The following is an 11127-nucleotide window of genomic DNA, read 5'->3' on the forward strand; positions in this document are numbered from 1 at the left end:
AGGCATTATCTCCTGACGGCGATCCCTTTCCGTTCCAGGAAATCCTTGATCTCCTTGATCGTCAGCTCCTTATAGTGAAGGAGCGAAGCCAGCAGCGCCGCGTCAGCCCGCCCTTTGCTAAAGGCGTCGTAGAGATGTTCGACCTTGCCGGCTCCGCCGGAAGCGATGACCGGGATCCCGACCGCGTCGGCGATCGCCCTGGTCAGGTCCAGCTCATAACCGTCCTTGGTCCCGTCCCGGTCCATGCTCGTTAATAAAATTTCGCCGGCCCCCAGCTTCTCGCCCTGCTTTGCCCAGGCGACAGCATCGGTCCCCGTCGGCGTCCGGCCGCCGTGCGTGTAAACTTCCCAATGTCCGTCGGCCGTCTTTTTCGCGTCGATCGCCAGGACGACGCACTGGCTGCCGAACTTCGCCGCCCCTTTCTCGATCAGGGCCGGGTCATTGACCGCGGCGGTGTTGACGGAGACCTTATCGGCGCCGCTGGCCAGGATCTCTCGCATCGTCTCCACGTCGTTGATCCCGCCGCCGACGGTGAACGGGATAAAGACCTTTTCGGAGACCTTTTTGACGACATCGAGCATGATGTATCTTTTGTCCGAGGAGGCGGTAATGTCCAGGAAGACCAGCTCGTCCGCCCCGGCCCGGTCGTAGAGGGCCGCCAGCTCGACCGGGTCGCCGGCGTCCTTGAGTTCGACGAATTTTGTCCCTTTGACGACGCGCCCTTCGGTCACGTCCAGGCAGGGTATTATCCTTTTGGCTAGCATTGGTATCCTTCGCTCCTCAGCAATTGTACCTTAGCTTTGACCCCGCGGGCAAATCCCCCCAGGCCGTTTTGCGCCACGACCCGGTGGCAGGGAACTTGAGGGGCGAACGGATTGCGGTGCAGCGCGCGCCCAACCGCCCTGGCCGCCCCGGGTTTGCCGATCCGCCGCGCTACCCAGCCATAGGTCCGCACCTGGCCGCGCGGGATCGTTTTGACTACCTGGTAGACACTTTTTTGGAAAGCAGATATTTTTCGATCTTTGCCCATGAGGTATTAACGACGTTCTTTTCCTTTAGCCCGACTTGCTTAAGAAGTTTCTTGGCCGAGGTAAAATCCCCGAGCATCGAAGCGATATGCGAATCGGTCCCCAGCACCAACTGCCAATCGGCCGCTTTCACCGCCCGCACCAGTTCCCGCGCCATGGCTTCGCTGCCGGGCCGGGAAAGCGGCGAGCTGTTATTGAGCTCGATCGCGATCTTGCGCGCTTTGGCGGCGGCAACGACTTGCTTGATGTTCACGGGAAACTGCGGATTATCCAAATGGGCGATAATGTTGATCCCGGGGTGCCGGAGCGCCCTGATCATGACCGCGGTGTTTTTCGCCGCTCCCTGGTTTTGATAACCGCAGCGGGGATGCATGGCAACGAGGACGATGTCCAGTTCCCCCCATTTGATATCCACCGGCTTGATGTCGAGCTCCCCCCGGTCATTAATGACGTTCGCCTCGATCCCCCGCAGGATGCGGACCCCGTCGATGACCCGGGGGATCATCCGCATGTTGGCAAAGTGATAATAATGAGGCGCGCCCGGCATGGCCGGCCCGTGGTCGGTGATCGCCAGGGCTTGCAGGCCGATCTTTTTGGCCCGGGCGACATATTCCGCCAGCGTGGAGTAAGCGTGACCGGAGGAAACGGTGTGAACGTGCAGGTCGGCGACCAGCTTCATTGCAATTTTTCCATTTCCTCGTCGGAAATGTCAAAATTGGCGTGGACGGCCTGGATGTCGTCCTGCTCTTCGAGCTTGTTGATCAGGTTCAGCAGTTTTTGCGCCGCTTCACCGGTCACTTTAACGTTGGTATCGGCGACCATGGTGACTTCCGCGTCGGTCGGGTTGAAACCCTTGGCCTTGAGCGCGTCGCGAACGGCTTCGAACTGTTCCGGCGTGGTAATAACCTCGATCGTCGTTTCGCCGCTCTGGATATCCTCGGCCCCGGCGTCGATCGCCGCCATGGTCAACTTTTCTTCATCGAGCCCCGCTTTTTCAAAAGAGATGCTCCCCTTGCGCTTAAACATGTAGGAGACGCTGCCCGAGGCGCCCAGGTTGCCGCCCCCCTTTTCAAAGATGTTGCGGACTTCGCCGACCGCCCGGTTGCGGTTGTCGGTCAACACTTCAATAATGATCGCGACGCCGCCCGGGCCAAAACCTTCGTAGGTCAGCTCTTCCAAGGCGACCGCGCCGGCGCCGGTCGCTTTATCGATCGCCCGCTTGACGTTGTCGCTCGGCATATTGGCCGCTTTGGCTTTGTCGATCGCCAGGCGGAGCCGGGGATTACCGGCCGGATCGCCGCCGCCGATCCTGGCGGCCGAGGCTATTTCGCGGATGATCTTGGTAAAAACTTTGCCGCGAGCCGCATCGGTCTTGGCTTTGGACCGCTTGATCGTCGCCCATTTACTGTGTCCGGACATTTAAGCTAATTCCCCTTCCCCCAGTAAACTGCGGTAAAGTTCGACAAAGCTCTTGGTCCCTTTGCCGGAGCGCATTTCGATGGCGGCGCGCGGGTGCTGGTTCAGGATCCCGGTGATCATGTCGGGGATCAGGTACCCCCACTCGATCTGCTGCCGGAGCGGGATGAACTCTTTTTCGATGATCTCGAGGATCGGCTCGAGCTTGAACTTGGGGTTCTTGAGAAAAGCGAGGAGCAGCTCCAGCGGAGCGTTGCCGGCCGCCCGCCCGATCCCGTAGATCGTGCCGTCGACGTAATTGGCGCCTTTCCTGATCCCCTCGATCGTGTTGGCAAAGCCGAGCTGCTGGTTGTTGTGGCAGTGCATCCCGACCTCGATCCCCTTCGGATTAAGATATTTGGCGTACAGCTTGGTCAAAAAATGGACCTGTTCGGAAAAAAGGGCGCCGAAGCTGTCCACGATATAGACCGCTTTGAGCGGGCATTCCGCCAGCTGCTTGAGGCCTTCTTCCAGGTCGGGGACCAGCGCGGTGGAAACGGCCATGATGTTGACCGTCGTTTCGTAACCCTTGTCGGCGCAATGTTTGACCAGGGCGATCGCCTTGTCGATATCCTTGACGTAACAGGCGACCCGCATCATGTCGACCACGCTGTCTTTCTTGAGCGGGATGTCGTCCGGATCGACCCGGCCGATGTCGACCATGGTCGAGAGCTTGGTCTGGGAATCGACCCCTTCGATCATCTTGCGGACAAAGGCCTCGTCGCAGAACTTGGCTTTGCCGAACTTATCCGCGGAGAAATATTTCTTGGAAGAGCGGTAACCGAGCTCCACGTAATCGACGCCGGCCGCGGAAACCGCCCGGTAAACGGCGCGGACGAGCTTATCTTCGAACAGGTGTTCGTTGATCAGGCCGCCGTCGCGGATTGTGCAGTCGAGGACTTTGATCTCAGGGCGATACATAATAAACTATTATAGCGCAGAAATGCCTATCTTGGCCAGCGCTTTAACGTAGAGGCCGACATATTGCTTGGCGGAGGCGTCCCAGGAGTAATCCAGGTCCATGATCTTGATCTGCAGCGGGACCCAGAGCATTTTCTTGTGATAGGTGTCGACCGCCCGCCTGACCGCGTCGAGCAGCGCCTTCGCCGTGTAATCGGTAAAAACAAAGCCCTCACCTTCGCCGGTTTTGCCGTTATAATCGCCGACCGTATCGGCCAGGCCGCCGGTTTTCCGGACGATCGGCACGGTACCGTATTTAAAACTGATCAGCTGGCCGAGGCCGCACGGCTCGTAGCGGCTCGGCATCAGGAACATGTCCGACCCGGCGTAGATCAGCTCCGCCAGCAGCGCGTCGAATTTCAGATTGATCCCCAGCTGGTCGGGATATTTCTTCTTTAACTGGTTGAGCAGGTCGTGGTATTTCTTGTCGCCGGTCCCCAGGACGACGAACTGGCAACCGAGCTTCATCATCCCTTCCAGGGCGCCGGCCAGGATATCAAAACCTTTCTGGTCCGCCAGCCGGGTGATCATCCCGATGACCGGCGTCTCTTTTTTCTGGGGCAGGCTGTTCTGCCGCTGCAGCTCGACCTTGTTCTCCGCTTTCAGAGAGATGGTCGCCGGACTGTACCGTTTGGGGATGTTCGGGTCGGTCGCCGGGCTCCAAACATCGTAATCGATCCCGTTAATGATCCCGTAGAGATCGTGCGCCCGGGCGCGCAGCAGGCCGTCGAGCCCGCAGCCGTATTCCGGCGTCTGGATCTCCTTGGCGTACGTGCTCGAGACCGTATTGATCACGTCGGCATAAATGAAACCGGCCTTGGCCAGAGCAAGTTGGTTCCAGAACTCCAGCCCGTCCTGTTTAAAGACCTCCCAACCGAAACCGGTCGCCGGCAGCTGGTTCTTGTCGAACATCCCGAGATACGCCAGGTTATGGACCGAATAAACCGTGGCAATCCGCTGCCAGGACGGGTCGTTCTGGTACTTTAATTTGAGGTACATGATGACCAGGGCCGATTGCCAGTCGTTGCAGTGGATAATATCCGGCTTCCAGGATAACTGCTTGAGCAGCAGGAACGCCCCCCGGCAAAAAGCGGAGAAGCGCTCGAGGTTGTCAGGATAGTCGATCCCGCCCGGCAGCTGGTAGAGGTTTTCGCGCGAACCGAAGAGCGCCTGGTCCTCGAAGAAAAAGACCGGGAAACCGGTCTCGGCGCTTTTGACGTTCTTGTAGCGCGGGGTGTAGACCCGGATGTCGTGGCCGATCGCCTTGAGGGCTTTAGGGAGCGCGCCGGCAACGTCCGCCAGGCCGCCGGTCTTGGAAAAAGGGACGACTTCGGAAGAAACGTATAAGATCTTCATATGACCGCATCGATCTTCTCAATGTAGCGGTTGATCAGCCTTTGCGCGCTCGTTTCGTTGTCCGCCTCCGCGCAAACGTGGATGATCGGCCGGGCCGGGTCCGGCAGGACCAGGACCCAGTCTTCGCCGTCAAAGATCTTGACCCCGTCGGTCAGGTCGACCTCTTCGTCCTTGACCTCGTCGACGATCTTGCGCAGCACCAGCCCTTTCTTTTCCGGCGCGCAGGACACGTCCCGCCAGATCATCATGATCTTGGGGACGGCCGCGGAAATCTCCGACAGTTTGGCCCCGGTCCGGGCGGTGAGCTCGAGCAGCTTGACCGTGGTGAACATCGCGTCGAACGCCGTCTGGAACTCGGGGAAGATAAAGCCGCCCAGGTTCTCGCCGACCATCGTGATCCCCGGCCGGGAAGAGACCTCCATCATGTCGCGGGCGCTGGTCTTGGTCCTGACGACCTTAAAACCGAACTGTTTGCCGAGCCGGTCGATCACCCGGCTGGCCCTGACCGGCACGGCGATCTGCGCCGCTTTGGTCGCCTTGCCGGCCAGCACGGCCATGACCGCCAGTTCGTGATCGCCCCGCATCAGGGTCCCGCGCTCGTCGCAGATAAAGACCTTTTCCGCGCCGGTATCCAGCATCACGCCCAGGTCGGCGCCGAGCGATTTGACGATCTGCGACAGCTGCTCGAGCGATTTCTCGAACGCCTGCTTGGTCTTGGTGATCTTGGTCTCGTCGATATGCGCGTTGAGCGCGATGACCTCGATCCCCAGCTCGCCCAGGATCGCCGGGAAGATCGACGAAGCGGAACTGTAGGCGTAATCGACCACCACCTTGAACCGCGCGGCGGCGATCGCTTCGCGATTGACGCAGCTGAGCGCCCCTTCCTTGTACGACTCCGCGACCCGGTGGAACGGGAAGCTCAGCTCGCCGGTCTCTTCGATCCCGACCCGGCGGTATTCCTCGCCGGAATAGACCCGTTCGATCTTCTTTTCCCGGGCCGAGGTCAGGTCCATGCCGTTCTCGTCGAAGAACTTGATGTCGATCACCTGCGGGTCGTAGGGCGACTTGCGGACGTGGAACCCGCCGCGGCTCTTCAGCGCTTTAAGCTCGTAGCGGTTGACGGGGATCGGGATCTCCTCCAGGTTGGAAACGTTGACGCCGGCCGACAGCACGCCGGCGATCAGGGCGCGGTAGATCATGCGCGACGACTTGTGGGAATCGCGGGAAGTGGAAATGTGGGCCCCTTTGCCCAGCACCGCGCCGTAAGCGGCGCCGAGCGACGCGGCGAACTCCGGGGTCAGCTCCACGTTGCACAAACCGGTCACGCCGTAGGGGCCGAAAATATTCCGGCTCCAGCGCTCGCGCCAGACCATGGAACGGGAAACGGTCGCCCCCTCTTCGATCACTTTGTTCGGCCAGATCTTGACGTACGGCTTGATATCGACGTCCTTGCCGATATTGCACTCTTCGCCGATGACCACGCCCTCTTCCAGGAAGCACCGGTCGCCGATCACGGCGCCCCGGCCGACGATCGCCTTTTCCAGCCGGGCTTCGGCCCCGACCGTCACGTCGTCCCAGAGGACGCAATGGCGCAGCTGGGCGCCGCGCCCGATCCGGCAATTGCGGCCGACCGACACGTCGACCAGCAGCGCCTCATCGGCCACGAAGCTCTTTTCGCCGACGATAACGACCCCTTCCCGCCGGACCGAGGAGGCGATCTCCGCCCCCCTGGCGATCTGGACCGGTTTACCGCCGGCGATGTCGGCATGCGCCCGGCCGTACTCGGCCAGGCCGCCGATATCTTTCCAGAGGCCCTCGGCAATATAGCCGAAAAGCGGCTGCTGGTCGGCCAGCAGTTTGGGGAACAGGTCCTGGCTGAAATCGACCGACCGGCCGGCCGGGATCGCGCCGAGCACGGCGGGGTCCAGCACGTAAATGCCACAGTTGATCGTGTCGGAAAAGACCTCGCTCCAGGACGGCTTTTCCAGGAACCGCTTGATCCGGCCCGCCTGGTCGGTGATCACGATCCCGTAAGGGAGCGGGTTGGCGACCCGGGTCAGGACCAGCGTGGCGGCCGCTTTCTTTTCCTGGTGGAACTTCACGACCGCCTCCAGGTCAAAGTCGGTGATCAGGTCGGCGCTGATGATCAGCACCGGCTCGTTCAGGTTCTTGAAGCTCTGGGCGGCGAACTTGACGGCGCCCGCCGTGCCGTAATCCTCTTTGGCCTCGACGTAGGAAAGATTGACGCCGAAGCGCGATCCGTCGCCGAAATAGTTCTTGATGATCTCCGGCTGGTGGTACAGGAGGGCGGTAATGTCCTTGAACTTATGCTTGCGCAGGAGATAGATGACGTATTCCATCATCGGCTGGTTGGCGACCGGCACCATCGGCTTCGGGATATTCACCGTTAAAGGGTGCAAGCGCGTACCCAGCCCGCCGGCTAAGACAATGGCCTTCATGCGTACACCCGATAGTCGATGTCCGGAAAAATATTATCGAGCCACTCAATCTTGCCCAGGTACGGCAGGTCGAGCGCGTTCGCCTTGATGCCGTCGTACAGCTTGGAGAAGCGTTCGATGTGGTCCTTGGTCCGCTTGAAAGCGTAAGGGGGACAGGTGCCGGTCTTGAAAATGAACGCCCAATCCGAGGACTGGGCCAGGAGGAGCTCGCGGGCCGCCTGGTTCAGCGCCCGCCGCAGGTCGCCCGCCGCGTTGGGATAGCTTTCGGCCAGCTCCACCATCCGGTCGGCGGCTTTATGGAGATAGCGGTAGAGCCAGTCGTTGCTCCCGTTCAGCCAGACCTCGGCGTAACCCTTGTAACCCCACGACGACATCGACGGGGTGACGATCTGGTTGCGCGGATGCCAGTCGAGGTATTCCGACGGCGTGACCAGCTTAATGGTCTTCTGGTCAAAATGGATCTTGCGCAGCAGGAAATTGAGCCAGGCCGGGCCTTCGTACCACCAGTGGCCGTAAAGCTCCGCGTCGTACGGCGAGACGACGATCGGCTTCTTGCCCAGCCAGTCGTGCAGGTGCTCGATCTGCTTTTCCCGGTTGAACATAAAATTGCCGGCGTGGCTTGCCGCCTGGTCGAGCGCCCACTGCCGGTTGTATGGTTGCTTATAAGCCAGGTCGACCTGGCCGGTGATCCGGAAATATTTGATCCCGGTGTTGATCCTGGTTCCGTCGACGTGGATGTAAGGCCGGATGTAATCGTAATCGAGGTCGAAACCGATGTCGCGGTAGAATTCGCGGTAATTATAGTCGCCCGGATAACCCTCTTCGGCGCTCCAGACCGCTTTGGACGACTCCATGTCCCGGCCGAAAGCGGCAACGCCCGATTTGCAATAGACCGGGGCAAAGACGCCGTACTTGGGCCGCGGCGTACCGTGCAATATCCCGTGCGTGTCGACCAGGAAAAACCTGATCCCCGCCTCTTTCAATATCTCGTCGTGCCCCGGCTGGTAGCCGCACTCCGGCAGCCAGATCCCGCGCGCCTTGCGGCCGAACAGCTTCTCGTACTGGTTGGCCGCGACCATGATCTGGGCGCGGACCGCTTTCTGGTTGACCTCCATCAGCGGCAGGAAGCCGTGCGTGGCGCCGCAGGTAATGATCTCCAGTTTGCCCAGGTCCTGGAACTTCTTGAACGCGGATATTAGATTTTTGCCGTATTTGCCGACAAAGAGCGCCCGCGTCTCGATGAACAGCTGGTTGTACATGTGGGCCAGCGCGGCAAATTCCGGCTGCCAGCGGGTCCGCTCGATCTCCTTGTAGGTCAGCTCGATCAGTTTGTCCAGATGCTGGACGTAGCGGTCTTGCAGCAGCGGATCGATGAACATGGAGGCCAGCGTCGGCGTGACCGACATCGTCAGGCGGAAATCGACGCCGTCGTCGACCAGGCCTTCAAAGACCTTGAGCAGCGGGATGTAGGTCTCGGTGATCGCTTCGTAAAGCCAATCTTCCTCCAGGAACTCCTCGTGCTCGGGATGTCGCACGAAGGGGAGATGGGCGTGCAGGACTAACGCGAGATAACCTTTTTCCATCCTTAGTCCGTTTTTCTTTCGATTTTCGGGGTGATCTTGCGGCGCTCGGCTCCGTCATCGCGGATGGCTTCGATGGGAATGACCTGGTTGCCGTCGGGCAAGGCAAAACGCAAGGAAAAAGTGCCGTCGGGCCGGAGCTCGATCTTGTGGCCCTGCACGGTCACGGTCGCCGAAGGCTCGGTGGCGCCGTAAACGATCAGTTCGCAGTTGGCAGCCAGCCAGAACGGCCGCTCCCCCATCAGGCGGACCGGCGAGCCCATACTACTGATCCAGCCGGAAGCCGACTCCTGCTCCAGCCGGCGCCGCATCATTTCCCGGATCTCTTCCGAGCCGCGGCCCAGGCCGAACCCGCCGGAGAGGGCGTACATCTTTTCCCAGTCGGGGATCAGCCATTGTTCGTCGATCACGTCGGACATCCGGTCCAGCGGGGTGGTGACCCAGTTGGAGCGGGCGGCGGCGATAAAACGGCCGTCGGGGGTCAGAAAACCGATGTCGACGCAGTAGGTCCGGTTCGGCTCCGGCACTTTGATGTACCAGCTCCGGGCGCCGCCGTCGATCAGGACGTCGAAAGACTGCCAGCTGGCGGTCTCGTAGACCCTAAGCACTTCGCGGCTCCGGTTCAGGAGATCAGCGCCGATCTCGCCGGCGATCTCGCCGCGCCGTTGGCCGTTGACCTCCCAGTAAGCGTAAAGCCAGTGCGGGTCGCGGACCATCAGGACGATCCGGTTCTCGTCGTAGCCGCCGGGAAATTCCCACTGTTTTTCCTCGGCGATCTTCTGCATCACCGGCCCGGCGTAATACTTGCTCTCTTCGACCCGTTCTTCCCCCCCGCCCCTTAACTTTTCCGGCCGGGCGGCGTTAACCGGGGATTTTACGGCGCGCCGGCGGGGGACGGCCGGTTTTTTGGCGGCCGCGGTCTTTTTAACGGGCTTATCTTTAGCGGTTTTGACCGCTCTCTTCCTGACCGGCATGCTCTATTTACCTCACGAAGCGGACCGAATTCGTTGTCCCCTGGTCGTTACCGATCTGCTGGTCGGCGGCCGGATCGTTCAGCCAGGCGCCGTCGGCGACGAACTTGTACTGATACTCGCCCGGTTCCAGGCTGAGCTGCGCTTGCCACTCGCCGCTTTTCGCGTGCTTCATAACGATCGCCCCCTCCTGCCAGTTCGTGAAATTGCCGCACAACTTGACGTCATGGACCTCTCGCGGCGCGGCGAACTTGAACGTGACCTTTTTCTTTCTCGCCATTACACTTTCACCTCCCGGAGGTACTTGGCGGCTTCTTCCGGCGCGGTCGGGTTGATGTAAAGCCCGGAGCCCCATTCGAAGCCCGCCTGTTTGGTCAGGCGCGGGATGATCTCGATGTGCCAGTGAAAATCGTACTGAATCGTTCCCCAATAATCCGGTTTTCCCGGGCGGGGGACGGAATTGGGCGCGGTGTGCAGGACGTAATTATACGGCGGGTCGTTCAGCGTTTTCCGCAGGCGGGAGAGAACGTCCTTTAAGCAGCGGGCCAACTGCGCCCTTTCCTCGTCGGGCATCAGCTGGAAACCGTGCTCGTGCCGGCGCGGCATCAGCCAGAGCTCGAAAGGAAAGCGCGACGCGAACGGGGCAAAACAGACGAAATACTCGTTCTCGTAGACCAGGCGCTCGCCCGAACCGAGCTCCTGTCGGATCATGTCGCAGAAAATGCAGCGCTCCTTTTCCTGGAAATAATTTCGGGAGTTGGAAAGCTCCATCTTGATGTAACGCGGCGTGATCGGCGTGGCGATCAACTGGGAATGCGGATGCGCCAGCGACGCCCCGGCGGCGGTCCCGTAGTTCTTGAAGACCAGGATGTAGCGGAAACGCTTGTCCTTTTCCAGATCGGTGATCCGCTGCTTGTAAGCCCAGAGGATCCTTTCCACGTGCTCGTCCGGCAGGTCGGGGATATTCATGTTGTGTTTGGGCGTTTCGACGATCACTTCGTGGGCGCCGATCCCGCTCATCATGTCGTAGATCCCCATGCCGGTCCGGTTCACGTCGCCTTCGATGATCAACGCGGGGAATTTGTTGGGGATGACGCGGACGTCCCAGCCGGCGGTATTGGGCAGAGTGGACGCTTTACGCCAGGCAATGATCTCGGCCGGGGTCTTGGGCTCGTTCCCTTCGCAAAACGGGCAAAACTTGGTCTCGGCTTGTTCGGCCCCGACGGAAGAGCCGCCGAAGTCGGTCGGGCGCCTCCCCCGTTCGGTCGAAACTACCACCCACCGGTCGGAGATCGGATCCTTGCGCAGTTCAGGCATT

11 protein-coding genes are annotated in these 11127 nt (G+C 60.4%); all 11 read right to left on the reverse strand.

Annotation, left to right across the window (positions count from 1 at the left end; translation table 11 throughout):
- Positions 1-5 precede the first annotated feature (5 nt).
- Genes hisF through galT form a run of 11 tightly spaced genes read right to left on the reverse strand, consistent with a single transcriptional unit; the run spans position 6 to position 11126 of the window.
- Complete coding sequence (gene hisF / locus WC529_07675) at positions 6-764, reverse strand: imidazole glycerol phosphate synthase subunit HisF (protein MFA5114155.1); 759 nt, start codon at positions 762-764, stop codon at positions 6-8.
- Positions 758-1030, reverse strand: coding sequence for an MGMT family protein (locus WC529_07680; GenBank protein ID MFA5114156.1), 273 nt, complete (start codon positions 1028-1030; stop codon positions 758-760). Before WC529_07680 ends, hisF begins: the two co-directional genes overlap by 7 nt.
- Positions 979-1707, reverse strand: coding sequence for a PHP domain-containing protein (locus WC529_07685; GenBank protein MFA5114157.1), 729 nt, complete (start codon positions 1705-1707; stop codon positions 979-981). The genes WC529_07680 and WC529_07685 overlap by 52 nt, the downstream gene beginning before the upstream one ends.
- The gene (locus tag WC529_07690; GenBank protein ID MFA5114158.1) at positions 1704-2447 is read right to left on the reverse strand and encodes a YebC/PmpR family DNA-binding transcriptional regulator; all 744 of its coding nucleotides are present in this window, start codon (positions 2445-2447) and stop codon (positions 1704-1706) included. Before WC529_07690 ends, WC529_07685 begins: the two co-directional genes overlap by 4 nt.
- Positions 2448-3404, reverse strand: coding sequence for an aldolase catalytic domain-containing protein (locus tag WC529_07695; GenBank protein MFA5114159.1), 957 nt, complete (start codon positions 3402-3404; stop codon positions 2448-2450).
- A 9-nt stretch (positions 3405-3413) separates the two neighbouring features.
- Positions 3414-4799, reverse strand: coding sequence for a glycogen/starch synthase (locus WC529_07700; GenBank protein ID MFA5114160.1), 1386 nt, complete (start codon positions 4797-4799; stop codon positions 3414-3416).
- Positions 4796-7258 (reverse strand): mannose-1-phosphate guanyltransferase, encoded by a 2463-nt coding sequence (locus WC529_07705; protein ID MFA5114161.1) that lies wholly within the window; start codon positions 7256-7258, stop codon positions 4796-4798. The genes WC529_07700 and WC529_07705 overlap by 4 nt, the downstream gene beginning before the upstream one ends.
- Entirely contained in the window at positions 7255-8841 is a 1587-nt protein-coding gene (locus WC529_07710) for a 1,4-alpha-glucan branching protein domain-containing protein (GenBank protein MFA5114162.1), read from the reverse strand. The genes WC529_07705 and WC529_07710 overlap by 4 nt, the downstream gene beginning before the upstream one ends.
- Before the next feature lie 2 nt (positions 8842-8843).
- Positions 8844-9812, reverse strand: a complete 969-nt coding sequence (locus tag WC529_07715; GenBank protein MFA5114163.1) for a DUF4912 domain-containing protein — start codon at positions 9810-9812, stop codon at positions 8844-8846.
- Positions 9813-9819: 7 nt separating this feature from the next.
- Positions 9820-10089, reverse strand: coding sequence for an isoamylase early set domain-containing protein (locus WC529_07720; protein ID MFA5114164.1), 270 nt, complete (start codon positions 10087-10089; stop codon positions 9820-9822).
- A complete protein-coding gene (galT, locus tag WC529_07725; GenBank protein ID MFA5114165.1) occupies positions 10089-11126 on the reverse strand; it encodes a galactose-1-phosphate uridylyltransferase in 1038 nt (345 codons plus the stop codon). Before galT ends, WC529_07720 begins: the two co-directional genes overlap by 1 nt.
- Position 11127: the final 1 nt, after the last annotated feature.

Source organism: Candidatus Margulisiibacteriota bacterium (assembly GCA_041650855.1).
In the GTDB taxonomy this organism is placed as follows: Bacteria; Margulisbacteria; WOR-1; order O2-12-FULL-45-9; family XYB2-FULL-48-7; genus JALOPZ01.